At 70.0% G+C, this 26850-nt stretch carries 21 protein-coding genes; 5 read left to right on the forward strand and 16 right to left on the reverse strand.

Going from position 1 to position 26850, the window contains the following annotated elements:
• Nucleotides 1–4: 4 nt before the first annotated feature.
• From HUA78_RS23685 to HUA78_RS23720, 8 genes are all read right to left on the reverse strand, one after another.
• Nucleotides 5–898, reverse strand: a complete 894-nt coding sequence (locus tag HUA78_RS23685; protein WP_174460233.1) for a sulfite exporter TauE/SafE family protein — start codon at nt 896–898, stop codon at nt 5–7.
• A complete protein-coding gene (locus HUA78_RS23690; RefSeq protein WP_174477216.1) occupies nt 895–1488 on the reverse strand; it encodes a rhodanese-like domain-containing protein in 594 nt (197 codons plus the stop codon). The genes HUA78_RS23685 and HUA78_RS23690 overlap by 4 nt, the downstream gene beginning before the upstream one ends.
• Nucleotides 1489–1620: 132 nt before the next feature.
• On the reverse strand, nt 1621–2328 hold the full coding sequence (locus tag HUA78_RS23695; protein WP_174455932.1) for an MBL fold metallo-hydrolase: 708 nt from the start codon (nt 2326–2328) through the stop codon (nt 1621–1623).
• A 169-nt stretch (nt 2329–2497) separates the two neighbouring features.
• Nucleotides 2498–3796 carry a sigma-54-dependent Fis family transcriptional regulator gene (locus HUA78_RS23700; RefSeq protein ID WP_174477217.1) on the reverse strand — a complete coding sequence of 433 codons (1299 nt, stop codon included), beginning with the start codon at nt 3794–3796 and terminating at the stop codon, nt 2498–2500.
• A 46-nt stretch (nt 3797–3842) separates the two neighbouring features.
• The gene (locus tag HUA78_RS23705) at nt 3843–5114 is read right to left on the reverse strand and encodes an FAD/NAD(P)-binding oxidoreductase (RefSeq protein WP_174477218.1); all 1272 of its coding nucleotides are present in this window, start codon (nt 5112–5114) and stop codon (nt 3843–3845) included.
• Nucleotides 5115–5273: 159 nt separating this feature from the next.
• Nucleotides 5274–5849 (reverse strand): hypothetical protein, encoded by a 576-nt coding sequence (locus tag HUA78_RS23710; RefSeq protein ID WP_174477219.1) that lies wholly within the window; start codon nt 5847–5849, stop codon nt 5274–5276.
• A gap of 165 nt (nt 5850–6014) precedes the next feature.
• On the reverse strand, nt 6015–8735 hold the full coding sequence (locus tag HUA78_RS23715; RefSeq protein ID WP_174477220.1) for an AsmA family protein: 2721 nt from the start codon (nt 8733–8735) through the stop codon (nt 6015–6017).
• 348 nt (nt 8736–9083) lie between these two features.
• Nucleotides 9084–10676: a hypothetical protein gene (locus tag HUA78_RS23720; RefSeq protein ID WP_174477221.1), complete on the reverse strand. Its 1593-nt coding sequence runs from the start codon at nt 10674–10676 to the stop codon at nt 9084–9086.
• Nucleotides 10677–11013: 337 nt separating this feature from the next.
• Here HUA78_RS23720 and HUA78_RS23725 point away from each other — a divergent pair, with 337 nt between their 5' ends.
• Nucleotides 11014–12702 carry a DUF885 domain-containing protein gene (locus HUA78_RS23725; RefSeq protein WP_254623861.1) on the forward strand — a complete coding sequence of 563 codons (1689 nt, stop codon included), beginning with the start codon at nt 11014–11016 and terminating at the stop codon, nt 12700–12702.
• 21 nt (nt 12703–12723) lie between these two features.
• Here the strand turns inward: HUA78_RS23725 and HUA78_RS23730 are convergent, their stop codons facing one another.
• Nucleotides 12724–13182, reverse strand: a complete 459-nt coding sequence (locus HUA78_RS23730; RefSeq protein ID WP_254613991.1) for a fibril protein — start codon at nt 13180–13182, stop codon at nt 12724–12726.
• A gap of 348 nt (nt 13183–13530) precedes the next feature.
• Between HUA78_RS23730 and HUA78_RS23735 the strand changes: the two genes are divergently transcribed.
• Nucleotides 13531–13959: a hypothetical protein gene (locus HUA78_RS23735; RefSeq protein ID WP_174477223.1), complete on the forward strand. Its 429-nt coding sequence runs from the start codon at nt 13531–13533 to the stop codon at nt 13957–13959.
• A 12-nt stretch (nt 13960–13971) separates the two neighbouring features.
• Here the strand turns inward: HUA78_RS23735 and HUA78_RS23740 are convergent, their stop codons facing one another.
• The 4 genes from HUA78_RS23740 to HUA78_RS23755 form a co-directional block, all read right to left on the reverse strand.
• Nucleotides 13972–16548: a DUF5916 domain-containing protein gene (locus tag HUA78_RS23740; RefSeq protein ID WP_174477224.1), complete on the reverse strand. Its 2577-nt coding sequence runs from the start codon at nt 16546–16548 to the stop codon at nt 13972–13974.
• 93 nt (nt 16549–16641) lie between these two features.
• Nucleotides 16642–17811, reverse strand: coding sequence for a 4-hydroxy-3-methylbut-2-enyl diphosphate reductase (locus HUA78_RS23745; protein WP_254623862.1), 1170 nt, complete (start codon nt 17809–17811; stop codon nt 16642–16644).
• A gap of 159 nt (nt 17812–17970) precedes the next feature.
• Complete coding sequence (locus tag HUA78_RS23750; protein WP_174477225.1) at nt 17971–20034, reverse strand: M56 family metallopeptidase; 2064 nt, start codon at nt 20032–20034, stop codon at nt 17971–17973.
• Complete coding sequence (locus tag HUA78_RS23755; RefSeq protein WP_141641690.1) at nt 20031–20429, reverse strand: BlaI/MecI/CopY family transcriptional regulator; 399 nt, start codon at nt 20427–20429, stop codon at nt 20031–20033. The genes HUA78_RS23750 and HUA78_RS23755 overlap by 4 nt, the downstream gene beginning before the upstream one ends.
• A gap of 402 nt (nt 20430–20831) precedes the next feature.
• On the opposite strand from HUA78_RS23755, the gene HUA78_RS23760 reads away from it, so the two are divergent.
• Nucleotides 20832–21755: a hypothetical protein gene (locus HUA78_RS23760; RefSeq protein ID WP_174477226.1), complete on the forward strand. Its 924-nt coding sequence runs from the start codon at nt 20832–20834 to the stop codon at nt 21753–21755.
• Between the two features lie 62 nt (nt 21756–21817).
• On the forward strand, nt 21818–22465 hold the full coding sequence (locus tag HUA78_RS23765) for a hypothetical protein (protein WP_174460224.1): 648 nt from the start codon (nt 21818–21820) through the stop codon (nt 22463–22465).
• Nucleotides 22466–22527: 62 nt separating this feature from the next.
• On the opposite strand, the gene HUA78_RS23770 is transcribed toward HUA78_RS23765, so the two are convergent.
• Entirely contained in the window at nt 22528–23352 is an 825-nt protein-coding gene (locus HUA78_RS23770; protein WP_141641687.1) for a sterol desaturase family protein, read from the reverse strand.
• A 254-nt stretch (nt 23353–23606) separates the two neighbouring features.
• On the opposite strand from HUA78_RS23770, the gene HUA78_RS23775 reads away from it, so the two are divergent.
• Nucleotides 23607–23939, forward strand: coding sequence for a hypothetical protein (locus HUA78_RS23775; RefSeq protein ID WP_246137061.1), 333 nt, complete (start codon nt 23607–23609; stop codon nt 23937–23939).
• Nucleotides 23940–23949: 10 nt separating this feature from the next.
• On the opposite strand, the gene HUA78_RS23780 is transcribed toward HUA78_RS23775, so the two are convergent.
• The gene (locus HUA78_RS23780) at nt 23950–25092 is read right to left on the reverse strand and encodes a hypothetical protein (RefSeq protein WP_174455919.1); all 1143 of its coding nucleotides are present in this window, start codon (nt 25090–25092) and stop codon (nt 23950–23952) included.
• Between the two features lie 19 nt (nt 25093–25111).
• The gene (locus HUA78_RS23785) at nt 25112–26539 is read right to left on the reverse strand and encodes a VWA domain-containing protein (RefSeq protein ID WP_174455918.1); all 1428 of its coding nucleotides are present in this window, start codon (nt 26537–26539) and stop codon (nt 25112–25114) included.
• Nucleotides 26540–26850: the final 311 nt, after the last annotated feature.

Below are 26850 nucleotides of genomic sequence, written 5' to 3' on the forward strand. Positions count from 1 at the left end.
TCAGTCAGTGTCCTCGCGTCGCGCGTTGTCGGACGACACGCAGCCGCCACAGGACAATGGGGAGGCCCACGCCCGTGGCCACCGCCACCCAGGGCCAGGCGCCCGCGCTGGCCAGCCCCTGTCCCAGCCGCGCGCGCAGTCCGAGGGGAAGCTGGGCCCACAGCAAGAAGGTGGCCGTGGCGAGCACGAAGACCGCGAAGCCCTTGCGCAGCGAGCCCGGCGCCACGTGTCCCGCGAGCTTTCCTCCAAGCAGGCTCCCCGCCAGTGCCACCGCGAGGACCTCGCCCGTGAGCTTCCACGGCAATTCCACATGACCCAGATGTCCCACCAGGCCCGCGGCGCACTGGAGCGCGATGACCACCAGCGAGGTGGCGGTGGCCATCGGCGTGGACAGGCCCACCAGCGCGAGCGCGGGGACGATGAGGAACCCTCCGCCCGCGCCCACGAGGCCGGACAGGATTCCCACGCCCAGGCCTTGAAGGAGTATCCGCCCCACGCGGGTTGGCGCGCGCGGAGTGACCTCGGTGGACACCCGCGCGGCCTCCGTGCGCAGCAGCATGGCGATGGCCGCGGCCACCATGACCCCCGCGAAGAACAACATCAGCGTGCTCGCGGAGAAGAGGGGATTGAGCTTTCCCCCCAGGAACGCGCCCACCATCCCGCCCGCGCCGAACACGAAGGCCGTGCGCCACCGCACCCGACCTGCCCGTGCATGAAAGAGCGCTCCGCTCGCGCTGGTGACCCCGACCACCACCAGCGACATGGCGATGGCCGTGCGGGGCTCCACACCCAGCACGTACACCAGCAAGGGCACCGTGAGGATGGAACCGCCGCCACCCAACAACCCCAACAACACGCCCACGAGCAACGCGCCCGCGAGGCCCACGTACAACATCATCGCGATGCGCCCCCAGACCGCGCGACGGCGAGCAGGTCCCGGACCTCGCGCAGCGTCCGCTCGAAGCTCGCGGTGTCCACCAGCCCCGAGGGAGTCGTGGCCTGGAGCGCGTCCAGCACGGCGCCAAGCTCCGCGCGCGAAGGCTCTTGGGGCAGCGCCTCCACGTCGGAGACACCGGGGAGCCGGGCTCGCAAGGTGTCGCGGACCTCCGCCAGGGTTGGCGTCGCACTGGAGGGCAGCCGCACCACGGGCAGCGCCTCCGTGTTCCACGCGAGCATTCCCCCGCGCAGGTTCATCACCCGCGTGAAGCCCAGCTCCACCAACTGCGTGGCGGCCCGCGCCGACCGTGCTCCAGAGCGACAGATGAGCAGCACCTCCGTGTCCCTGGGCCACAAGGCCGCCGCCTCGCGCACCGTGGCCAGCGGTGCCGCACGCACGCCATCGAGGTGTCCCAGAATCCCATCCAGCTCGGACGGCTCGCGCACGTCGACCAGGTGCAGCCCCGAGGGGCGCTCCGCCGCGAGCTGTCGTACGTCCACGTCGCGGTATCCGGCGGGCTGGGGATGGGCGCTGTCGAAGAGGTGACTCAAGACGGTGACTCCTTCTCTCGTCCTCCCGATGAGGGAAGGACGCGGGCAATAGGGTGCCGTCCCGTTGCTCGGGGTCGGACACCAGGGTTCTGGGATGACGGCGCGGACGCCCGTGCCCGAGGGCACGTCACGTCATGCGGAGGACGGTGACAGGGGCTCGGGGTCCAGACCGCAGGCGCGGTTGGCGGGGACGGCCACGTCCAGCTTGCGCGGGGGTGGAATCCGCCGCTCGTTCATGAAGGTGATGAAGTCCTCGCGAGACTTGCCCGCCAGTCGCGGGTTGTGTCGCTTCTCCTCGCCCACGGAGGACGCGGTGAAGCCCGCGTAGTCATGGCCGGGGTACAGCTCCGTCGCATCGGGCAGCGTGAAGAGCTCGCGGGTGATGGAGTCGTAGAGCTGCCCCGAGTCGCCGTTCTGGAAGTCGGTGCGGCCCGTGCCGCGAACGAGCAGCGCGTCGCCCGTGAAGAGCCGCCCGTCACACAGGAAGCTGAGGCTGTCATCCGTGTGCCCGGGGGTCTCCAGCACGCGCAGCTCCAACCCGCCCACGCGCACCTGGTCTCCATGCACCAGCTGTCGGTCCACACAGGGCGCTCCTCGGGCGGAGGCCATCACCTGGGCACCCGTGCGCGCGCGCAGGAGTCCCGCCGAGGTGATGTGGTCCGCGTGGACGTGGGTCTCCATCACCACCGTCAGCTTCAGCCCGAGCTCCGTCAGCAGCCGCAGGTCACGCTCCACCTGCTCCAGCACCGGGTCGATGAGCACGGCCTCTCGCGTCGCCGGGTCCGCCAGCAGGTACGTATAGGTCGAGGACTCCGCGTCGAAGAGCTGTCGGAAGAGCATCGCCCGTTTCCCTGAAGAGATGACCGCCATGCGCCCCCGACGATATTGCGAGTGCCGTGCCAGTGCCCCTTCTCCGAGCAGGGCCCGGGTCCATTTCGGAGGGAGCGCCGTCCCCGGGGAAACAACTGAAACACCCTGGTGAAACAGTTGTCGCCCCAGTGGAACAGGTTCAGTGCCCGGCTTCGCCCAGGGCGCGCAGGCGGCGCCACAGCGTCACGCGACTGACGCCGAGCAGGCGTGCGGCCTCGGAGCGGTTGCCGCCTGCTCGGGCCAGGGCCGCTCGCACCTTCTGTTCGTCGAGCAGGACACCTGTCGTCGGCGAGAGGGCGACACCGGGGGATGAAGCAGTCCTCCCTTCGGAGAACTCCGGGGGCAGGTCCACCTCGCGCAGCACCGCGCCCTCGCCAATGACGTAGGCGTACTCCATGACGTTGCGCAGCTCGCGCACGTTGCCGGGCCAGGTGTGGGCTTCCAGCAGTCGGCGCGCGCCCGGGGCGATTCGCTCCACGCGCCGCGTCCCGCGCTGGTGCAGCTCGCCCAGGAAGCGCAGGGCGAGCGGGAGGATGTCCCCACGTCGCTCCCGGAGCGTGGGCAGGAAGATGGGCACCACGCGCAGGCGGTACATCAGGTCCGCGCGGAAGCGGCCCGCCTCCACCTCACGTCGCAGGGCCCGGTGCGTGGCGGCAATGATGCGCACGTCCACCGGCACTGGCTCCCGACCTCCCACGGGGATGACGGTGCGCGTCTCCAGCACGCGCAACATCTTCGCCTGGAGGTCCAGCGGCAGCTCCGCCACTTCGTCCAGGAACAGCGAGCCTCCATGGGCCAGCCGGAAGTGACCCGGACTGTCGCGCACCGCGCCGGTGAAGGCCCCGCGCACATGGCCGAACAGCTCGCTCTCCAGCAGGTTCGGCGGCAGTGCGGCGCAGTTGATGGCGCGGAAGGGCCCCTTGCCACGCGCGGACAGCGCATGCAGCGCGTGGGCGATGTTCTCCTTGCCCGTGCCCGACTCGCCACGCACCAGCACGCTCGACTCCGCGCGCGCCACCTTCTCGACGATGCGGAAGACCCGCCGCAGCTCGGCGTCCTGGGTCCACAGGCCGTGGAACACCTCGACGCCCTCGGCGCTTCGCGCGGTGGGCTCCCGGGTGACGGTGAGCGCCCAACCCTCTTTCTCCAGGGCCACCGCGCGCACGCGCACCGCCTGCGTCTCCGCCCCCGCGCGCAACCGCGCCGTCGTCTCCCGCCCCGTCGTGAGCACGGTCTCCAGCCGCTCGACGCCGCCCTGCGGGACGAGCACCTCCGAGAGCGGAGTCCCCTCGCGCACCGGGGCGCCGAGCTGCGCCTCCAGCGCGGAGGTCAGGCCCACCACGCGCCGACTCGCGTCCACGAGCAGCACGGCGCCCGCGAGCGCATCGAGCGCGGACAGGGCGAGCTGGGACGAGCGCGGGGTTCGTGACGTGGGCATCTGTCGCTGCATAGCCCGGTGCGCGGCGGCTCGCACCTGGCCCGGCTCAGGCCCGGCCGCGCATCATCAACTTCCAGTACAACTGGGGCAGGCCGTACTTCTTCATCAGCCACATGTCCCGCCGCTCCTGGAGCGTGTCGATGAAGGGGAAGCTGGGCGTGGGCTTGCCGTCATAGTCGAACTCGGCGAGCAGCAGCTTGCCGTAGCCCGTGGTGAGGGGACAGGACGCGTAGCCGTCATACCGCGCGGTGGGGATGCGGCCGGCCATGACGGCCCGGAGGTTCTCGACGAGCACGGGCGCCTGCTTGCGGATGGCCGCGCCCGTGCGGCTGGTGGGCAGGTCGGAGGCGTCTCCGAGCGCGAAGACGTTGGGGAAGCCCGGGTGCTGGAGCGTGTACTTGTCCGCGCGCACCCAGCCGACACACGCGCCGTCGCGCGATGACAGCGGGCTGTTCTTGATGAAGTCCGGCGCGCTCTGGGGCGGGGTGACGTGGAGCAGGTCGTAGCGAAGGGTGACGCGGTGCTTCTGTCCGTCCCGCGTCGTCTCGAAGGTGGCCTCGCGGCGGGCGCCGTCCACCGCGACCAGATTGTGTTCGAAGTGGGTGTGGATGCCGTAGCGCTTCACCACGTCTTCCAGCACGCGGGCATAGGGCTGCACGCCGAAGATGGTTTTGGCGCCCGAGCCGAACACCACCTCCGAGCGCTCCATCACCCCCGTGCGGCGGAAGTGGTCGGCGGCCAGGTACATGATTTTCTGCGGCGCGCCCGCGCACTTCACCGGCGTGGCCGGGTGGGTGAAGAGGGCGGTGCCTCCCTGGAAGCGCTGGAGCATGCGCCACGTCTTGGGGGCGAGCTTCACGTCGTAGTTGCTGCTGACGTGTTCGGTCTCCAGCGCGTCGCGAAGGCCTGCCACCTTGTCCCAGTCGAGCTGGATGCCGGGCGCGACGACGAGGAAGTCGTAGCCCACGCGCAGCCCGCCCCGGGTGCGCACCTCGCGGCGGACGGGGTCGACTTCCTCGGCGGCGTCCTTCAGCCACTTCACGCCCCGGGGGATGAAGTCGGCCTCATCGCGCACGGTGTCCTCGATGCGCGCTTCACCCGCGCCCACCAGCGTCCAGAGCGGCTGGTAGTAGTGCCGCTCGGAGGGCTCCAGAATCGCGACGCCCTTCTGGCCCAGCCGAGCCAGTCGCGCCGCCACGCAGATGCCGGCCGTGCCTCCGCCGATGATGAGGATTCGGTGGCGCTCGCTTACCGGAGCCACGTGGGGCATGGGCGTGGTCGCCGGGTCCGTGCAGCCGCAGTCCTCGCTCGGGTTCATCGCGCGCTCGCTTCCTGTCTGACGTGGGACGTCGGCAGGGGGCATTAGCAGGGCGCGTGCCACCATCGTCCCCGAGGGCGACACGGGTGTCGCTCGGGGACGAGAGCTGTTTCACATCGTTTCAGGCCGTTTCATGTAACAGGGGCCCGGGGATGTGGCTCAGAGCAGTCCGAGGAGGGTGATGGTCATCGGTCCGGAGATGCTCGTGAGTCCCTCGGGAGAGTCACAGGCGGCGAGGTCGGTCGCGAGCAGGGTGACGGTGCGCACGAAGGTCGCTCCCACGAACTTGCCGGAGAGGACCGTTCCGGTCTGCGTGACGACGATGGCGTTGCCATTGACGGCCGTGGTGGTCTGCGTCTGCCGCACCGTCGAACTCTCCCCGGTGTTCCAGGTGAGCAGCGTGGTTCCAGAGCTGATGTCGAGCAGGTCCGTGCAGGAGTAGCCCTTCATGAGGAATGAGACAAACGACGTCGCGGACGTCACGCTGGAGCCCAGCAGGGAGTAGCAATTGCTCGCCTGCCCCGTGGACGTGAAGACGACATCCTGAGGCTGGGTCCGCAGCGGCGGCGAATACGTGACGTGGGTGGCTCCAACGGGACAGGTGACGAGCGCCAGCAACCGCTGCTCCGACTGCCCCACCTCTGGCGGTACCGCGGGCGACGACTCCGGTCCGCCACACCCCGCGAGCCCCATCGCCACGAGAACGACCCACGACTTCGACGAGAAACCAGACATGAGACCTCCCTTGCTGACAGGGAGCGTCTCCAGGCCCGACACTTGAGACAACGGCCCGGCTCCGGGCCGGGCTCATTGCAAACACTGTCATCGGACCAACGTACAACCAGACAGGCAATCCCGGACGCGAGCCAGGGAAGCTCCCTGGCCCGCACCGCGACGGGGCTACTTGCCGAAGATGCCGCGCAGGCGCTTCTTCGCCTCATCCTCGGCGCGCTTCTTCGCCTCGGCCTCCAGCCGCGACTTCTCCTCGGCGGCCTTGGCCTCCAGTTCCTTGCGCTTGGCCTCGGCGTCGGCGCGCAGCTTCTCCTCACCGCCTTCGATGACCTGCTGCACCTGCTCGCCGCGCTTGCCGCCAATGAGGTTGCCCGCGAGCGACGAGGCCGCCAGCTTCGCGAGCGTCGTCACCGCCGGCTTCACGTCCACGCCCGTCACTTCGGGCTTCCACGCCGGGCCCGTCAGCTTCAGGCCCACGGGGATATCCGAAGGCGGCGTCACCTTGCCCAGGGTCAGCGTCTTCACTGTCGACGGCGTCAGCGCCACCGAGCCGATGAGGTCCAGCGTGCCGTCCAGCTTGATGCCACCGTCGAAGCTCATCGCGGCTTCCGGCCGCGTCCAGGTGATGGGCTTGGACAGCTGCGCGACGCCGTTCTTGATTTGAACGCCGAAGGGCAGGTTCTCACTCAGCGACGTCACCTCGCCGCTCTTGAGCGCCTTGGAGGCGAAGGGCAGGGCCTTGGCGAGCGGCTCGGAGACGGACGCCACCAGGTCCTTGCCCAGCAGCGTGCCGCCCAGGATGTTGCCGCTGATGCCGCCCAGCAGCGTCTCCTTGAGCTTCTCCGGCGTGTAGCCGATGCCCTTCACGTCCACGTTCCCGTTGAACGTCCCCGTCATCACCTTCTGCGGCGTGGCCTGGGCCAGCGCCTGCGCCACCTGCACGCCGTCCACCTTCACCTTCGCCTCGAAGGGCCGCTGCGCGGCGGAGGGGCCCAGACGAATCGTCGTCCCGTCCGCCGCCACCTTGCCGCCGAAGACGCCCGAGGAGAACTTCTCCACGGAGATGAGGTCGTCCGTCATCTTGATGACGCCCGTCACGTTGCTCAGGTCCATCTCGCTGTAGCGCAGCGCTCCCACCGCGAAGCGGATGTCACCCCGGTAGCCGTTGAAGCGCGCCGGGTCCTCGGGAGGAAGCTCCGCTGACTCCGGCGCCGGCACCGTGCCACCGTTGCGCGCCGCCAGCTCCTTCTCGTCGAACAGCAGCGCGTCCGCGTCCAGCTTGTTCGCCTTCACATCCGCGGAGAACGTCGTCGTCTGCTTCTTGCCCTGACCCGCGAGCGCGAAGGACGCGCTGCCCGTCACCGTGTCCTCCAGGACGTGCGCGGTCATCTTCGGCACCTCCACCTTCATGCCGGCGCCGCCCTTGCCGGGCGCGTAGGTGCCGGCGACGGCGAAGTCCATCCGCTGGCCGGGCGACTTGTCCACCAGCAGGCCGGGCCGCAGGTCCACGCCAGACAGGTCCGCGTTCGCGTCGAACTTCAGCGCACCGCCGCTGGCCGCCGCACCCGCCACGCGCGCGGTGAGCTTCATGGCGCCGCCCGCGTTCTTCGTGAGCTGCGCTGGCACGCGCAGGCGCACCGGCGTCAGGTCCACGTCCACGTTGATGGCCTGCGCGTCCTGCGTGCCGCTGCCGCGCACCTCCAGGCCGATGGGGCCGGCAATCATGCCGTTCAACTGCTTCTTCAGCGGGGGGTAGTACTCGGCGAGCACGGCGGGGTCCAGGTTGCGACCCACCAGCTCGAAGCCCTGCACCGACGGCTTCTCCGACAGCAGGCCCTTCACCTGGCCCTTGCCGGTGATGTTCGCGGGGCCCAGGTCCAGCTTCAGCTTGTCGAGCGACAAGTCACCCGTGGCGATGTCACCCGCGACGTCCGTGTCGAGCACCACGTCCAGCGCCTTGCCACCCTCGGAGCCCGCGAAGCGCAGGCCCAGCGCGGAGATGACACCCACGAGCCGCGTGGGGCCCTTGCCCCCGGGCACCGCGCCGCCCAGCTCCGCCTTCCAGTCCGCGTCCACCGTGCCGGCCTGGAGGCCCACGTCGGGAGGCAGGAAGGGACCCAGCGGAGACAGGTCGATTTTCTGCGCCTTGAGCGTCACGCGCTCCGGCGTGGGAATCAGCGTGGGCGGCAGCGGCGCGGCGTGCAGCGACAGTTGGAGGTTCTGCTTGTCCGCGAGCACCGCGGCGGCCAGGTCCACCACCAGCGGCTTGCCGGCGCGCAGGTCCTTCACCTCGATGTCCAGGTCCTTCACCGCCAGCTCCCGCGCGGCCTGTCCCCCTGCACGGTCCACGAAGCGGATGGTGCCGTCGGTGAGCGCGGCGCGCTCGACATGGACGCCGGAGAGGTCCGTGGGCTGCGACTCGTCCTCGGGCGGCTTCTCTTCCTCCTTCGGGCTCTGCTCTTCCAACCGCTGCAGCAGGCGCTGCACGTTGGTGGTGCCGTCGGCCAGCCGCACCACGTTGACGGTGAGGCCGGACAGCTCGGCGTTCTTCACCTGGATGTCCTTGCCTCGCGAGGACAGCAGGGGGCCGGCCGCGACGCTGATGTCCAGCGAGGCCATCTGCGCGAGCGGCAGCTCCTCACCCTCGGCGGCGCCGATGGAGACGTTCTCCACCTCCACGCCAACGGTGGGGAAGAGCTGGGTGGAGATGTCCCCGATTTCAATCGGGCGACCCAGCTTCTGCGAATACGTGGCGGCCTGCTCGCGCGCTGTCTTCAGCAGGATGGCGTCGAGCCGCCAGAGGACCCCGAGCACGACGACGACGAGGAGCGCGAAGACTCCTCCGAGCACGTAGGGCCAGCGGCGCTTCTTCTTCACGACGTCAGACATTGCTTGGTACCTCCTCCAGCGAGCGGGCCCCGGGGCTCGGCCCGGCGCGGGGCGAGGACCGCGGTGAGACGCTTAGCCCAGCCAGGACCTTGCCGCACGCGTCAGGCGCAAGAACCCCCCTGCATGCGGCGGAAGACCTCATCGCATCCCGGGACGGGCGAGGGGCGTGGAAATGCACGCGACCCGCGCGGTGGGGTCGTCCGGCCGTCCCAGGGGCGAGAAACGGAGGCGCCAGCCGGCCCTCTGGCGCCTCCAGCCACCCAACACGCTCCATGTGCGCACGGAGCAGGCGAGAGGGAAGGGGCCTTCACCTCCGTGGTCGCTATCAACCCCCGGAAAACGCGCGGCTCAGGGGCCGCTCGGAGAGGGAGCGGCGGAGGTATTCCCGGGTGGGCTCGTGGGTTTCACGGAGGGCTCCCACTTCACGGGGCCCAGGGGCACGGTCTTCTCGGGCTTGGGGTCGGCCCATGCGGGGGCGGCATGCGTGTAGCGCAGCGCTCCGCCCCGCGTGTCGATGGCCAGGGGCGCTTCGGTGACGGGACCCAGCACCTGGCCGGTGCCCAGGTCCATCAGCCATCCCATGTAGAGCACTCGCTCTCCCGCCCTCTCCTGGAAGTCTCCACTGGCCTCGCCGACCAGACGCTTCTCGCCGGTGTCCGCGTTCCACAGCCACAGTCGAGGCCTCCCACGCTCTCCGCCGTCTCCCGTGGGGTCCTCCCGCAGCAGCGCATGGGAACCCTGTGCATGAACCCAGGTGCTGGCGGGGATGGGAGGAGGCACGAGCGTGTGGCGCTCCATGTCCAGGATGAAGACGGCGTAGGTGCGCTCGGTGTCCTTGCTGGTGAGGACGAAGGTGGGCAGCAGTCGAGGACGCTCTTCGTTGGAGGACCTCCTCACCGGTGCGTACGGAGACACCTCGCGCTCCAGGGACAGGTGCAGCTCGGGGCCGTGCAGCTCCAGCGTCGTCCCCAACGGGTCTCTCGTCTTGCAGCCGACGACGAGCAGTCGACGGGGCTCGTCCACGGCGTACAGCCGGGCCCGGCAGCTCTCGGGCACCCACGTCTGCTGGTTGCCCCGCGCGTCCTCGAAGGCGATGGCGCCATGCGGCAGGGTGCGAAGCAGGCCGTCACCCAGCGGCTGGAGGATGTCCCTGCCCTCGACGAGCGTGCCGCCGTCCACGCGCAGGAAGCGGCGCACGGGACTGTCGCCCTTCCGCTCGCCCTGGGAGGCGGAGCTGACCGGTCCCCGGCATCGCGCCGGAGCGAGGGACGTCTGTTGATGAGGCCAGGTCAGCGTGCCGTCCTCGTCGGTGTCCTGCGCCACCACGTCGAAGACGGCCCAGAGTCCGTTCTCATGCAGCCTCGCCTGTCCGAGCAACCCCGGGCCCGCGTCCAGCACGCGCTCCTCGCCACGCGCGACGTCCCGCAGCACCGCGACCTTCTTCCCAGCCTCGGTCTTCAGATAGAGCAGGCGCTGGCCGTCGCGCGAGAAGCTGGCGCGCACGGGCGGCTGGGACGCGTTCGTGCCCACGTCGTCGGCGGTCCAGGGCGCGAGCACCTGCTCCGTGCCCGTCACGGTGTCGAGGAGTCGGAGCGCGCCCTCGCGCACCAGGACGATGTGTCGTGCCAGGGAGTCCACGGCGAGCACGTCGTCGACGGCGAGGCCCGCTCCAGGCTCCCGGAAGAGATACAGCCGCGCCTCGTCACCGCCGAGCTGTCCATGGCTGCCCACCTTGACCGCGATGGTTCCATCCTTGTTGGTGTCCTCGCGCGCCTGACACGCGAGCAGCCACCGGCCATCGGGCGCGGCGGCCTGGAGGAGGAAGGGGTGCGGAGTTCCGTACTCCGCTGGAGGAGGTGGGGTGCTCGGGAGGTGCCCACGCGAGGCACACGCACTGGACAGCCACACCAGGGACCACAGGACACAGGCGCGCGGAGTCATGTCGTCCCAGCCTGCGTCACGTCGTCATGGGTGAGCAAGCAGGCGTTGTGCGCGCGTCATGAGCGTCCGACTCAGGACGGACCCACGGGGGCCTTCGCGCAACGGTGAGTCAGCGCACGTCAAGGGTGTCCTCCGGGGCGACCCGACGGGTTGAGCGCACGACGGCGTCTTGCGAGCGCGCTTGTTTCCGCCTACCCCTTGCCCACACGAGTGCCGAGACTTCGGCCCGTCATCCTTGAAGAGAGCCCTCATGCGCATTCGTGTCGCAGTCATTTTGCTGGCCAGTCTCTCCGCGTGCGCGTCGCGCTCGAAGGACGGGTCGGAGTCCTCCTCCTCCTTGCCAACGCCCTCTCGCGCCGCCACCGCTTCCTACTCGCACTTCATCCGCGAGTATCTGGACTGGTTCTCCGCGGCCAACCCCGTGCGCGCGACGCGGCTGGGCTTCCACGCGCACGACGCGCACCTGCAGGACGTCTCCAAGGAAGCGCTGCAACGCAAGGCGGAGGCGCTGCGCGGCTGGCTCACCCGGCTGGAGCAGGTGAACTGCTCCGCGCTCTCCGGTGACGACGCCGTCGACGGCGTGGTGCTGCAGAACGCCATTCGCGCGGAGCTGCTGGAGCTGGAGGAGGAGCGCATCTGGGAGAAGAACCCCGGCGCCTACGTGGGCCTCGTCTCCGGGGGGCTGTCGAGTTTGTCCTCGCGAGACTTCGCGCCGCTGAACGAGCGGATGCGGGACATGCGCTCGCGCATGGCGCGCATCCCTCAAGTCCTGGAGGCGGCGAAGGAGAACCTGTCGGGGGTGCCCCGGCTGTGGGCGGAGCAGGCCATCCGCGACGCGCGCGGCACGCAGGTGTACCTGCGCGTGGACCTGCCGCGCGCCCTGGAGGCGCAGGGCCTGGACAAGGTGCCTCCGGCGGAGCGCGAGGCCTTCCACGCCGCGCGCGCGGACGCCCTGCGACAGATGGAGGGCTTCACCGAGTGGCTGGAGGAGGAGCTGCTGCCCCAGGCCAACGGCGACTTCCGGCTGGGCCGCGAGCTGTTCGAGAAGAAGCTGGCGCTGGAGGAGCACATCTCGCTGAGCGCGGACCAGCTTCGCGACATCAACGAGCGGGCCATCCGTGAGTACAAGGCGTGGGTGGCGCGCGAGACGGCGAAGGTGGACCCGTCGAAGACGCCGGAGCAGGTGATGGCGGTCCTGGTGAAGGACCACCCCACCTCCGAGGAGCTGATTCCCCTGGCGCGCACCCAACTGGTGGAGCTGCAGCGCTTCGTGCGCGAGAAGGACATCCTCACGCTGCCCTCGGACGCGCTGCCGTCCGTGCGCGAGACGCCGCCGTACGAGCGGCTGGGCTTCGCGTCCATGGACACGCCGGGCCCCTTCGAGAGCAAGGCCAAGGAGGCGTACTACAACATCACCAACGTGGAGGCGGAGTGGTCCACCGAGGAGAAGTCGCAGCACCTGACGTACTTCAACCGCGCGGGCCTGTTGGGCATCACCGTGCATGAGGCCATGCCGGGCCACTTCGTGCAGCTGCTCTACGGGGCCAAGATTCCCACGGACGTGCGCAAGGTCTTCACCCCCGCCTCCGTGGTGGAGGGCTGGGCCCACTACGCCGAGCAGATGATGGTGGACGAGGGCCTGGGCCAGGGTGACCCGTCGGTGCGACTGGGCCAGTTACGGCGCGCGCTCCAGCGGCACGCGCGGTGGTACGCGGCGCTGGCGCTGCACGTGTACAACGAGCCGGTGGACGCGGTGGCGAAGCGCTACGCGGAGATTGCGTACTTCGAGCCCTTCCCCGCGATGCGCGAGGTGGAGCGCGGCACGTCCAACCCCACGTACCTGTACTACGCGGCCGGCCGCATGCAGATTCTGAAGCTGCGCGAGGACTACCGGAAGCACCTGGAGGCGAGCGGGAAGAAGTTCGTCCTGAAGGACTTCCACGACCGCTTCCTGCAACTGGGCCTGCCCGTGTCGCTCGCGCGCAAGGTGCTCATCCCCAACGACGAGTCACCGTCGCTGGAGTGAGCACCCCGCTCGCGCGCCTGGCTACAGCTCGATGACGTCCGACGGAGTCGTCGGCGTCTCGCGGGACGTCAGGCCCTCGATGGTGAAGCCCCGGGGCGCGCGGATGGCGGCCCCGTGGTTCGGGTCGATGAACAGGCGCACGGGGAGCTCCAGCCCCTCGTAGCCCACCTCGAACACCTCCAGCCCCGCGTACTCGAGCGAGGGCGTGGGGCCGGTGTCACAACACGGGCCCAGCCGCTTCCACGCCACGCGCTGACCCTGGGGGCCGCGCAGCAGCTCGAAGAAGGCCATGACGCCCGGGTTGCCCCAGCCCACGCGCACCGGGTCCTCCGCGCGGTAGCCGTAGGTGCCGCCCTCCTCCTGGAGGCCCACCACCGGAGGCGCCTCCTCGCGGGGGGCCCTCACCACGGCCGGATTCGACGAGGCACACGCCGACAGTGCCATCAGCAGCCCGAGACAGGCGATTCGAAGCGAAACCATTGCACCCTCCTCCTCCACGCCACCCGCGGCGAAACTGGGACCTGCCTTTCTCGCGTGCACGCACTCGTCTGCCCGAGTCGTTCGCCAGCCGACGCTCCCAAGCCCTCGCGGCGGGCCCCCGCCTGCCCGTGCCTCTAGGACCGCCGTGCGCGCGTCTTTTCAGAACCGCGCATTTGCGCGTCGCGACCCCCGGAAGCGCCGTCCCGAGTGCCCGGGCTTTTCGCCCCGCGACACCGGCTCCCGGCTGGAATTGACAGCCCGGGGTGGCACGCCGAGCGTGGGTGCGTGCGCCTGTCTCCACGCCCATGTCGCGCCAGGTGGCCTCGGCTCTCGGGGCCCAGCCGCCGTGTGCTCGTGTGGGGGCTGGCGGCGGGGCTCGTGGGCCTGTCCGCGTGCCAGACGCGCAAGAAGGAGACCTGTGCCTCCGTGCAGGCCCTGGTGCTGGAGGAGCTGCGCGTGACGGATGGCTTCCGAGACAGGCAGCATGACTCCCACTCGCTGGCCTTGAACGCGAGCCAGCTCGAGGAGCTGTCCTCGCGGGTGAAGTCCCTGGAGGTTCGTGACACCGAGCTGCGCGAGGCCGTGCGGCGCTACGGCGCGGACCTGGATGTCCTCGCGCGCGCCTATGCGCACCATGCCCGTGCGCGTGCGCGGCCGGCGCTGGAGCCCGCCGAGTCGGATGACGGGCACGTGGGGCCCGGCCTCTCGCTGGCCACGCATGAGGGCGTGGTGAACGAGGCGCGCTCCGCCGTCTCGCGCCTGTGCGCCCTGCCGTGAGGCCCCGTCACCTCACACGCCCCAGTAGTAGCTCCATTTGAGCATCACCGCGTCGTTGGCCGGACCCGCCAGCAACTGTCGCGGACGCAGCGTCGCGGAGGGCCGCTCACCTTCGGGCTCCGGCAGCCCCTGCTGCGAGCGTGAGTAGATGAGGAAGAGCGTGGAGCCCAGTTGGTACTCCCACCGCGCGACGACATTCACGTTCAGCGCGGTGTCGTAGAAGCTGCTGTCGTCGTCGTGCGCGACGGCGGTCAGCGAGTCGAGCCGGATGCGCGACCGCCGCGCGTCGGACGTCGCCGTGAAGAAGGGGCCGTAGGTGCCGTGCGCGGTGAAGAGCTGCGCGTAACCCTGCAAGGTGAGCCGGGGCGTCAGCACCCACTGCTGTCTCAGCGTGAGCGACAGGAAGCGCGAGTCCAGCGAGCCCAGCAGGAAGCGGCCATCGTCCAGCGTCTCCACGTAGCGCGGCCCATGGTCCGTCTTGTCGTTGCCCACGGAGAGCTCCGTCTGGAGCGACGGGTGCGGCCTCGCGGACAAGGTGACCTCCCCGCCCCAGTCCCAGGCCGGAGCGCTCGGTCCGCCCTGGAAGCGGTGGCCGAGCGCGACGTACCCCTCCACCGACACCTTGCGGTTGGGGTTCGTCTCGCCGCTGAGGCTCACGAACATCCGGTCCGGTCGCTCCAGCGGGATGCCTGTGTTCGCCAGCTCCCGCACGTCGTAGCCGTTGAGGTCCAGGCCCGTCTCCACGCTCAGCGTGTCGAAGCTGGGCAGGGTGGCGCTCGCGTAGAGGTTGAACCAGGTGACCCGGTGCTCGCTCCGGTCATCCGCCGTCCACTTTCCACCGGCGTGGGCATTGGCGAACAGCGCCTTGAACGGGCCCAGGCCATTGGGCCGCGCGTAGCGCAGCGAGGCTCGGGGGGCCACCTCGTTCTGCGAGCGCTGGAACCCCGTGGCCACCAGCGACAGCTTCGGCGTGGCGACATCCACGCCGACCTCCGGACGCAGGCCCTCGCCACCGAAGCGTCCCGCGCGCAGGTAGCCGCCCACGCCCGAGTCCCCGGTTTGCAACCGGGTGCCATCCGCGAGCACCCGCTCCGGCGGGCCGCCATCCACGCGTGAGGCCACCATCATCCCGTACACGCCCCAGGTGCTGTCCGCCGTCTTCAGGTCGAAGTCGAGCGCGCCCGCGAGCCCGCCGCGTCCCCGACACGACGCCGGTTGCTGTGAGTCTTCCAGGGCCGCGTCCTCGGCGGTGCAGGTGCCCGACAGCGGGTTGGCCATGGCCACCGCGCCGCCCACGCGCGAGCCCGCGCCCACCTTCCCTCGTGCCACCGCCACCAGGTAGTGCGTCGTCGCGGAGGGCTCGTCCGGCAGCTCCAGCCCCGCGCCCAGGTGCAGCGGCCTGCGCCAGTCGAAGCGCAGGTTCCGGTCCGGGCTCGCCTCGTCGCGCGCCTGCCAGGGGCCGGTGACGAGCGCGTCCAGCACGCCCACCTGCACGCCGCCCACCGAGCCCGTCACCTTCGCCGCGCCGAGCAGCGGCGTATCCAGGCCGATGCGCCGCGAATAGAAAAGCGCCAGCGGCGCGCCACCCACGTCCATGCCCACCGGCTGGAACAGCTCCATGCCCTGCGTGAAAAAGGGGCGCCGCTCCGGGAAGTACGCCTCGAAGGTGCTCAGGTTGAGCAGCAGCTCATCCGCCTCCACCTCGCCGAAGTCCGGATTGAACGTCGCCGCCAGCGCCAGTTGGCTGGTGAGCGCGGCGCGCACGTCCAGGCCCACGTCCATGGACGGGCTGAGCAGACGCGGCGCGGGCCGTGACGCGTCCGAGAACTGGGGCCGCGCCAGGCCCCGCGCCGCCAGGTACGGCATCAGCTCCCACCGCCCGCGCGGCTGGAGGTTCTCCAGGCCCGTCAGGTGTCCCAGCCGCGACACGTTGGCGTTGTGGTTGCGCGGGTTGTCCACCGACTCCAGCTCCTCGTTCTTGCGCGCGATGTCCCGCCGCACCGAGAAGCCCCACGTCTGCACCGGCGCCTCCGGGAAGCGCAGCAGCGAGAGGGGAATGGCGAACTCCGCCACCCAGCCGTCCTCCACGCCGTCCGAGGCGCCCGCCCAGATGCCGCTCCAGTCCTCCGTGTAGTAGCGGTCGTCGTAGTAGAGCCCGTCGCTCTGCACGCCGCCGGCGGTGACGGAGAAGCTGTACGCCGTGCGGTGGTCATGCGTCGGGTCGATGAGGACGTGAATCGTGTCCGAGTACGGCGCGCTGTCCCGCCGCCCCAACCGCCGGTCGATGCGCGAAGGCTCCGAGTCGCGCGCCACCACGCCCACGTACAGCATGTCTCCGTCGTAGAGGATGCGCAGCTCCGTCTTCTCCGACGGCGTCCGGCCCGCCGCCGGATAGCGCTCCACGAAGCCGTCGAACACCGGCGCGCGCGCCCAGTCGTCCTCGTTCAGCTTCCCGTCCACCTGAATCGAGCCCGTGGCCCGCGCCGCCTGGAGAAACTGCTCCTTCCCCGGCCCCTCCACCGCCGCGCTCGTCGCCAGACTCCACAGCGACACTCCGAGCGCGACGGCCCCTCTGATACCGGATGACATGACCCATTCCCCTCGTGTCCCGCGAAGCGGGGACACCGGGCTCCCTCGGTAAAGAACGTGAGTAGACGGAGTTTCCTGAATGACCCTGGAGTGCTACTTGCCGCCCGCGCCGCCCTTGCCGCCGCGAGACATGGAACGCATGAACGTCTCGTCGATTCCATGGATGCGCAGGCGCACCAGCTCGTCCGGGGTGATGTTCTTGTAGCCCGCGTCGCGCAGCTTCTTCACGAAGTCGGACGTCACGCCGTGGATGCGGAAGGAGACCAGTTCTTCCTGCGTGATTTCCTTGAAGCCCAGCTCTCGCATCTCCTTCACGAAGGGCATGGTGACGCCGTGGATGCGCATGGCGACGAAGTCGTCCGAGTCCAGGTCCTTGAAGCCCAGCTCGCGCATCTCCTTCACGAAGGGCGTGGAGACGCCGTGGATGCGCATGGCGACCAGCTCGTCGGCGTCCAGGTCCTTGAAGCCCAGGCCGCGCATCTCCCGGGCGAACTCGGTGGTGATGCCGTGGATGCGGAAGGCGACGATTTTCTCGGCGTCCAGGCCGCCGTAGCCCATGGCGCGCACGTCGCGGATGTACTCCGCGGTGACGCCGTGGATGGACATGGCGAGCAGGTCCTCCCAGGACAGCTTGGGGAAGCCCGCGGAGCCCAGGTCCTTCACGCGCTGGGACGTGACGCCGTGGATGCGGCCCTGCACCAGCTGCTCCAGCGTCAGCTTCTCGTACCCCAGCTTCGCCAGCTCGCGGATGTACTCGGGTGACACGTTGAAGATGCCCACCGTGAGCAGCTGCTCCAGCGGGATGTCCTTGTAGCCGAGCGCCCCCAGCTCCTTCACCCGCTGGGTGGTGACGTTCGTCGCCGCGAGCTGGAACTGCTGGGTTTCGGTGAGCTTCGGGTAGCCGAGCGCGGCCATGGACTTCGCGTAGGTGTCGCTCGGCGCGAAGCGGTAGTGGCCCGCGCCGTCTCCGGCCTGGAAGGTGCCGGTGAAGGTGAAGACGCCGGCCTCGCGGGAGAGCGTGAAGGTGGCCGGGCCGTCCGCCGTGGGCAGGCCCTGGAAGGCCGCGCGGGGCTCGGAGAAGCCCATCTGCCCGTTGCCGCCGTCCTCGTCGTCGGGGTGGATGAGGCTGATGTGGAAGTTCTCGGCGGACTTCTCCCGGGAGGAGGACGTCCAGGTGCCTCGCAGCTCCTTCGCGGCGGAGGCGGTGGTGGCCACCAGCAACAGGGCACAGCAGGTCAACAGCGACGACACGCGACGCATCATGGTGAGGCTCCTTCGGTTCTGGACGGAGCCCTGCCGTCCGGCGCGAGCCCGTGTGGGCGCGTCCGTGGGGAAGGGCGTGAGAGGGGAGAGGTGTCACGGGGCCGGGGAGCGAGCGCTGCTCCCCGGCCACTCGGTGACAGGTGTTTCGGTGTGACGGTGTTACTTGGAGTCGCGCAGGCGCCGGATGAAGTCGGCGTCCACGCCGCCGGCGCGCAGGCGCACCAGCTCATCGGGTGAGAGGTTCTTCAGGCCCGCGGCGTTCAGCTCGCGCAGGAAGTCCGGGGTGATGCCCAGGGCGCGCAGCTCGGTGAGCTCCTCCGGGTCCTTCGTCTCCACGCCGGCCGAGCGCATCTGCTCCATCCACTCCGGCGTGACACCCAGGGCGCGCAGCTCGTGGAGGTCACTCACGGAGAGCTTGGGCAGGCCGGCCTTGCCCAGCGCGGCGATGTACGCCGGGTCCACGCCCACCGCGCGCAGCTCGGAGATGTCCTCCAGCGACATGCCGGAGTAGCCCGCGGCCTTCAGTCCGCGCACGTACTCCGGGTCCACTCCCACCGCGCGCGCCTCCACCACGTCGTCCGGGTTCTTCGTGTCGAAGCCCGCGTCCCTGAGCGCCGCCACGTACTCCGGAGTGATACCCAGGGCGCGCAGCTCCACCAGCGCGTTGGCTTCCAGCTTGCGGCCGAAGCTCGCGGTCATCTGCTTCATGTACTCGGAGGTGACGCCCATGTGGCCCATCTCGACGAGGTTGGCGACGGTGGGCTCGTAGCCCATCGACTCCAGCTCCCGCACCCGCTCCGGCGTCACGCCCGCCGTCTTCAGCGCCACCAACTGGTCGACGGAGAGCGACTGACCGGCGCCCACCTTCGTGCGCTCGTCGAGGTCCGAGTCCTCGTCGTCCTGGCGCGTGGACACCTTCACGTTGGGCGCCGCGGCCAGCTTCATGGGGGGGGGCACCTTGACGTCGCCGGGCGGCCTCGGCGCCGTGGGGAGGCGGGGGAGGGCCCGCGGGCTCGGCGGCGCGGGAGGCTCGGGAGCCTCGGGCGGCGCGGGGACGGCGGCGTTCGCGACGCCCGGCCTGGACACGTCGGAGGTGGGGGCCTGGCCCAGCACCAGCGACGTCAGGGGCGCGGCCACCGCGAGGCTGCTCACGAGCGTCAGCACCGACGCCCCCGCGACCCAGCGGGAGGAGCAGCGCGGCGCGGGCGGAGAGACCAGGCGACGCACGCGCTCGGGCAGCGAGCCGCCCAGCGCGGACATCGCGTGGCTCGGCTCCGACGAGGGCAGCACCCGCAGGGACTCCAGCGCCGTGAGGGCCCGAGCGTAGGAGACGGAGTTGCCGCTGGCGCTCACCGCCACGTCGTCGCAGCAGTGCTCGCGCTCCACGCGGATGACGTTGGACATCCACCGCACGGCCGGGTGGTAGAAGAAGAGCGTCTCCACCACCACCTGTGCCAGGTTCACCGCGAAGTCATGCCGGCGGATGTGGGCCAGCTCATGCGCCAGCACCATCTCCAACTGGCGCGTGGGCAGTCCGGAGAGCGCGGACACCGGCAGCAGCACCACCGGAGACAGCCAGCCCACCGTCGAGGGCACGTCCACCTCGGTCGTCTGGAGCAGCCGCACCGCGCGCGAAAGGCCCAGGCGACGCGACAGCGTGTCGAGCCGCTCCTGCCACTCGTGGGGCGCGGGCAGGGCACGGCGCGCGAGCCGGCGCAGCTGCACCCACTCCGCCGTCAGCCGTCCGGAGCTCAGGCCCACGCCCGCCACCCACGCGAGCACCACCCAGCGCAACAGGTCCGCCAGGGACGCGCGCACCCGCTCCACCACCAGCGTCAGCAGGCTCGCGGGCTCCATGCGGGTCCAGTCGGAAGTCGCGGCCCGCGCGGGCTCGCGCTCTGAGACCCCGGTGCGAGCGGAGCGGTCCCACCGCGCCATGGCCCGGGTCCGCGCAGCGACGAGCGCCTCCTGGCGGAGGTCCCGCGTGGACACGGCGTGCTCGGCCGCCCGCGTGGCGCGCGCTTGCGTCGCGTGCCGCCACCCCGTGGCCACTGGCAGCACCACGGTCAGCACCAGCGCGCCACACGCCAGCGCATACCGCGCGTTGGCCGCGCGCCGGCCCACCGTCATCAGCGCGACCGCCAATCCCAGCGCCACCAGCGTGCCCTGCCAGAGCGAGTGCACCAGCGCCCATCCCATCGACTCCATCACCAGGCTGCTCATTCGTCCGCTCCTTCCATGGAATCGAGCAACTGGCGCAACTGGGCCAGCTCCTCCGGGCTCGTCTTGCGCGAGGACAACGCCTGCATGGCCAGCCGGGCCGGAGAGCCGCCGAAGGCGCGCTCCACCAGGTCCGTCACCAACTGCCGCTGCGTGCGCTGCTCCGTCGCATGGGCCCGGTACACGTGCGCGCGCTGGGACTCGTCGCGCGCCACCAGGCCCTTGTCCGTCATGATTTGCATCAGCTTCAGCACCGTCGTGTAGCCCGTGGCCTCCGCCGGCTCTCGCCGGTGAAGCGCCTCGTGCACCTCTCGCACCGTGCTGTCACCGCGCTCCCACAGCACCCTCAGGATGGCCAGCTCGCCATCCGTGGGGCGCGGCAGCTTCGACTCGCTCATGGCTTCCTCGCATCCAGCATCCACGAACTCATCATACGAATGGGTTCGTAGATGTCAACGAAGGTCTTCGTAGATGCTCCCCGTGACGTCGGATTCGCTCGGGAAGTGCGGGCCAGTCCTCAGCCTGGGAACGAGAGGCCTCACTTCCGTGCCTGCCTGCTCCCGGGATTTTCCCAGGAGGAGAAGTCATCGCCTTTTCGAGTCGGAAGCGTCGTTCCCACCGAGGGGAACGCGAGTTCCACGCAAGGGGCCCTCGCGTCGCGCCTGCTCGGCCTCCAGGGAGGTGGGTTCGTCGGCGTGGAGGCGACCTGACACGTCCCTCGCGTGGCACATCCGGTGAAAAAGGTCCCCCCGACACGAGTCATCCCGGCTCGAGAAGACGAAGCAGGACGGGGCAAGAAAATGAAGGCGTTGAGCGGTTGGATGGGTGCGGCGTGTGCCGCCGTGGTGGGGCTGGCGGGTGTGGCGGAAGCGCATGATTTGACGTGTTCGAAGCTGGTGAACGGGCAGTCCTCGGTGCAGGTCACGACGTATCCCTTCACGGCGAACTTCAGCTTCCAGGTCAACAACATCCACCCGACGTTGCCGTCCATCTTGTTGACGGCGGCGGACCCGCTGCTGGTGTTGGAGGGCTTCTCCTTCATCCCGCCGCCGCCGGTGGTGATTCCGGTGGGCCAGTCGGTGACGTCGAACTTCGCGCTGACGCTCAACAGCTACGACGACTGCCGGACGCTGGCGCTGCTCGATGGGCTGGTGGACGACCACATCGACAACGTGTTCACCTCCGGGTTCGACCTGGGCTCCTCGCTGTGCACCGCGCGCATCACCTGCGTGCAGCCGCCGCCGGAAGTGTGCACCGCGACGCGGACGCTGGGCTTCTACAAGAGCCACATCTCCGCGGTGCAGCAGTGCCTGGCTGGCGGCCCCATTCCCCTGGGCAGCATCGGCATCGTCGCCACGCTGCCGGGCGCGGAGGGCCTCCTGTGGGGTGACCCGGCGAAGTATCCCATCACCGGCCTGCCGCGCAGCCAACTGGACCGCATCCGCTTCCTGGTCGCCCGTCAGATGCTGGTGGCCACCTGCAACCAGCGCCTGTTCGGCGGCCTCACCGTCCCGCCCAACCTGCTGGCGCTCGTGCTGACCGCGCTGGGCTCCGTCGACTGCACCACGCTCGAAACCCTCAACACGCAGTTGGACGCGTACAACAACTCCTGTGACGCCGGTGCGTTCCCCGGCGGCTTCGACCCGGGCCCCGCGACGCCCGCGGCCGCCCAGGCGCTCGCCGTCGACTTCACCATTCCCACGGGCCTCATCTGCCTGCCCTGAGCCCCGTCCCACACACACCTTCCAGACATCGATTCACTCAAAAGCTTTCGAGGAGACACGTCATGAAGAAGTTCCTGCTGTCCACGCTGGGGGCCTCGGCCCTCGTGCTCGCCGCCTGCAGCGGTGATGACTCCGTCCCGTTCCCGGGCGACGACCCGGGTGTGGAGACGCCCGTGCCTGGTGGTGAAGACCCCGCTCCGGGTGGTCAGGACCCGGGCCCTGTTCCCGGCGGTGAAAACCCCGGCCCCACCCCCGGCGGCGGGCAGGGCCCCGGCACTCCCTCCACGCAGAGCTTCGAGCTGCGGGTGAGGGGCGAGGGCCTGACGGACTACACCTCGCTGAAGGTGCCCGTCTCCGACGTGCTCATCACCACCGCCGAGGGCAAGCCCGTGCCGGTGCAGGTGATGTCGAACATGCTGGAGCTGGCGACGCCGGGCCACTCGCCGCTGGCCGCGCGCTTCACGGTGCCGCCGGGCGTCGACAAGGTCAAAATCACCGTGCACTTCAACGCGCTGGGTGACTTCGCCCGGAATGGCGCTCAGGCGTCGGAGCTGGACGCGCGGGTGGCGCCGGTGACGTTCGAGGCTCGCGTGAGGGACTTGTCCGTGCGTGGCCGCGCGGTGCTCGTGCTGGACATGGCGCGCTCCATGGTGGCGCTGCAGAAGTCCAACTCGACGCTGATGCTGCCCAACGGCTCGGTGAAGTACTAGCCGCGTCGGGCGGGTGAGCTCTTCCGGCGAGCCTCTTCAGGAGGCTCGCCGCTTCCCTTCGTCTACGGCTCGCCGCCCACTCGCGCCGAAGCGTCTTCCGGCTGCGTGCCCTGGCCTTCCTTGCCCTGCCAGAAGCGGCGCGGGTGGTCATCACCGCGCGTGCCGTTGGAGAGCTTGTCCACCCACGGGTAGCGCTTGGCCTCCTCGGCGGTGTAGCCCAGGTTGAAGACGGTGGGGCTCTTGGGCTTCTCACCGGCCTTCGAATAGAAGGTCCCGAAGAGGCGGTCCCAGAAGTAGTTGGTGATGCCGTAGTTGCCCTGCTCGTTGTGGTAGTGGTGAGACAGGTGCAGGCGCTTGATTTCCTTCAGGAAGCCCAGCTTCGGCGTGTAGTTCAGGTGCTGGATGCAGTGGCAGAACTCATAGAAACACGTAACCACCATCGCCCAGCCCAGCGCCGCCGCCGCTCCTGACTTCCCGCCGATGAGATAGCCGATGGGCGCGATGACTCCGCCCACCGTCGGCAGCACGTTGGCCAGCGCGCCGAAGAGCACGCGCAAGTCATTGGGGTCCTGGTGGTGGTCGAAGTGGATGCGCTTCCACGTCGCCGCGGTGAAGGGCGTCTTGTAGAGGAAGCGGCTGTGCAGGATGTTCTTGTGGACCAGGTACCAGCCGAACGGGAACACCACGCTCGCGGCCAGCATGGCCAGCAGCATGCGCACCGGGTTGTCGAACCACTTCACCGCGTACACGAGGCTGACGATGCCCACGGTGATGTAGGCCAGGACCGCGTAGTACGTGAAGAACGAGTAGACGAGGTCGCCCAGCGTCATCCGGTCCAGGTTGTGCTTCCGGTGCTTCAGAAATGAAAAGGGTTCGCTGACCGCCACGGTATCCCTCGCAATTGGACGCTGCCCGCCCATGCGGCGTCGCTGTGAGTAGCAGGGGCCCGGCACCCTTGCGCCACAATCATCCGGCCTGCTTTTACGTTTTTCTGCGATGCAAGAGAAGCACCGCTGCTTGCCGGTCCGCCGGCTGGGTGCCTGCCCTCCCGCCTGGATGGGGGCCGAGTTGAGCGGCGGACTTCCCCGACAGGAGACCACGGCCCACTTTCGACGGAAGGGATCAGCGCGTGGAGGCTCCCATGGCGGAAAAGGCAGGGGAAGACAAGTCGCGAGGGAGCAGGGCCCGGGGGCAGGCAGCGGTGGCGCGGAGCGTGGAGCCAGCGGACCGAGGGACACTGGCCCTACGTCGGACCACCTCGGAGTACCGAGCCGCGGCGGAGGAGCAGGCGGCGCGGGTGCGCGAGGAAATCGAGGCGGCGCTCATCGTCGCGCGAGACACGCGAGAAGCCATCGAGCGGAGAATCGCCGACGAGCTGCACGCGCCCCCCGGCAGCTTCCGGGCGAAGACCCAGCGCAAGCAGCCGGCCCGCGTCGCCGTGCGCAAGACGCGGAGCAAGGCCAAGAAGAACTAGGGGCGCGGTGTCAGCTCCGCAGGCGCGTGGCCTCGGAGGTGGGACGCGGCGTGTCCTGCGCGTCCTCGGGGGCGGGCGGCTGGGTGGAGTCGTCACCCAGGCCCTTGAGTCGTCGCGCGAGCTGCGCGGCCTGCTCGCCCTTGGAGCCCAGCTCATGGCCCTGCACGCCGATGAAGGACACGCGGGCGCGCTCCAGCAGCGCCACCTGCGCGTGGAGCTGGGCGAACAGCCGCTCGCGCTTGCGGCTCAGGGCATCCAGGTGGTTGAGCTCCTCGCCCAGTGAGGACGCGGCGAGCTCCAGCTGGCGCCGGGCGATGGTGTCCTGGATGGCGGCGGCGCGTGCTCGCAGCTCCTTCACCTGCGCGTCCACGTCATGGGCGACGACGGAGTCCAACTGCGCGGTGAGCGCCGCGTGGGCCTCCGCGAGCGAGAAGCTCTCCGACGCCATCTTCTCCAGCACGCCCACCAGCTCCTGCCGCCCGGTGCTCGCGGGCATGCGCAGCACCGCCGTCTTGCACTGCTGGTACAGCCCGAGCGCGCGCGCGGCCAGCTCCCGCGCCTCGCCCTTGAGCGTGTCGCCGAGCGCCAGGCCCCGGGCCTCCACCGTGTCGGTGTGCAGCACCAGGTGCGAGGGCAGCGTGCCGATGCTCCAGAAGAGGGCCACGCAGGCGAAGCCGACCACCAGGGACACCAGGTTCATGTCGCCCAGGAAGCGGGCATCCAGCACCTGCTGCACGTACAGGCCCACCGGGGCGAGGATGCCGGCGGCGGCGGCGCTCGCGGCGACGGCGGTGGAGCTTCCCGCGGCGTCACGGCCGTTGCCGAGCCACGTCACCAGCGCCGCGGCGATGCAGGCCGCCAGGCTCTGGGGCAACGGGTGGGGCGCGGAGAAGAGGAAGGGGAAGACGGGCAGGACGGTGAGCGCCGCGCGCAGGCCCAGCCCGTAGCCTTTCAGGGGCCTCGCGGCGGCGAGCGCGGCGGCCACCACCGCGAAGTAGCCCGGCTCCAGCGTCAGCCGGACGATGGGCGTGAAGGGCTCCCAGACGCGCAGCGCGAGCGCCGCGAAGATGCCCATGCAGGCTCCTCCCCCCAGCGCGCGAAAGGTGCGGGATTCAAACTCCTCGCGGTGGAGGAACTGCAGGGAGAGGGCCATGGGGGCTGCACCGTCCTGACTAATAGGCGTTGTTCTCGCCGAAGTTCTTCATCGTCTTCTTGTAGAGGTTCAGCGACTCGCGGCGAACGTCACCGTCATTCGACGCCCGCCCATAGGCTGCCTCTGTCTGGTCCAGCTCCGCAAGCTCCCCCGACAGCGCGGAGGGGGACGAGCCAAAAAGCTTCTTGGCGTTGCCCAGCAGACCGACGGCGGCCTTCCGGTTGCCCCGCTTCATCTCCTCCACGGCGGCGCGCATCTGCTGGGTACCCAACGCTCGCACCGCGTGCACGCGCACGTCCCGGTCCAGGTGGGCGCGCACCAGGGCGGCGTCCTCGGTGACCTGGGCGGTCAGGGGCAGCGTCGCCTCCGCCGTCGCGTCGCGGGCCACGTCCAGGTAGCGCACGGTGGCGTCGAGCAGCCGCACGGGCTCGGTGGAGGCCGTCGCTCGCAGCGTCAGCTTCACGACGACACGCACGGACTGCGCGCTGGCCAGGTCGTACAGCGGCACCTTCACGACGTTGCCCTCGCGGGTGGTGGGCAGGCCCATGACCTCCACGTCGCGAACGCCCGGGGGCAGGGTCAGCCGCAGCTCCACGCGGCGGGCGACGGTGCTGGTGGCCTGGTCCAGCTCTCGGGAGAAGACCTCCGCCAGTCGGGCGGAGTTGTCGATGAAGCCGGAGAACCCGCCGCCCTGCTCGGCCATGCCACGCATGAGGCTGGCCTGGAAGTCCTCGCCCACGCCGAGCGCGCTGACGGTGATGCCCTCGTCGCGCAGGCTGCGCGTGAGGTTGAAGAGCTCTGGCTCCGTCACGAAGCCCGTCGTCGGCTGGCCGTCACTCAGCAGGATGGCGCGGCTGACGCGGTACTGGGCGAGGTGGCCGCGCAGCGCGGTGGCCGCATCGGAGAGTCCGCCGCTGATGTTGGTGGAGCCATCCGCGCGGATGGCGCTGATGGCGGCGAGCAGCTCCTCGCGGAAGGCGTCCGTGACGAGCCGGCTGGCGATGACCTTCGTGTCGGTGCCGTAGTGGATCAACGCCAGACGGTCCTCGGGGGTGAGGCGGCTCACCAGCTCGGCGGCGGCGCGCTTGGCGTCCGTGAGCTTCTGCCCCTCCATGGAGCCGGAGCGGTCCACCACCAGGGCCATGTTCACCGGGACGCGGCGTCCGCTCTCCACGGGGCGGGCCTTGATTTCCATCCACGCGAAGGCCTCGCTGGCGCCCGGCTGGACATAGGCGCCGGACAGCTTTCCGGAGAGGGTGAGGGCGCCATCGGAGGGCTGGGCGACGATGAGCGGCAGCACGGCGGTGGCCGGCTGCTCATCCGGCTGGGCCACGGTGTGGCTGGTATCGGTGACGGGCGGCGGAGGAGGCGGTGGAGGCCTGCCCAGCGAGAGCGCGCCCAGGGCGAGCAATCCAGCGGCGGACAGCAGCAGCAGGGTGCGGTTCATGCGGTTCCTCGGGGTGTGAGGGCTGACGTGGACGGCACAGTCTCCCGTCCGCTCCCGGGCCGCATCGGTCACCGGGAGGAGGGTCCCCCCGATGACCGATGGAGCGATGTCAGGCGTTGCGGTGGCGGGCGCTGGAGGGTGGAAGTAAACCCAGACGTCTGTCCTTGCGCGGGGGGCTTGCGCCGGCCTTGGCCACGCGGATCCACCGATTCGCTCCCAGGAATCAAGAAACGAAGCAACTCCGACCTGGGGACCCCGATAATCGGGGAGGTCGGCGTTCGTCCGCCCCGGCATTGGCCGCTGGGACTGTA

The sequence above is a fragment of the Myxococcus sp. CA033 genome, assembly GCF_013336625.1.
Classification (GTDB): domain Bacteria; phylum Myxococcota; class Myxococcia; order Myxococcales; family Myxococcaceae; genus Myxococcus; species Myxococcus llanfairpwllgwyngyllgogerychwyrndrobwllllantysiliogogogochensis.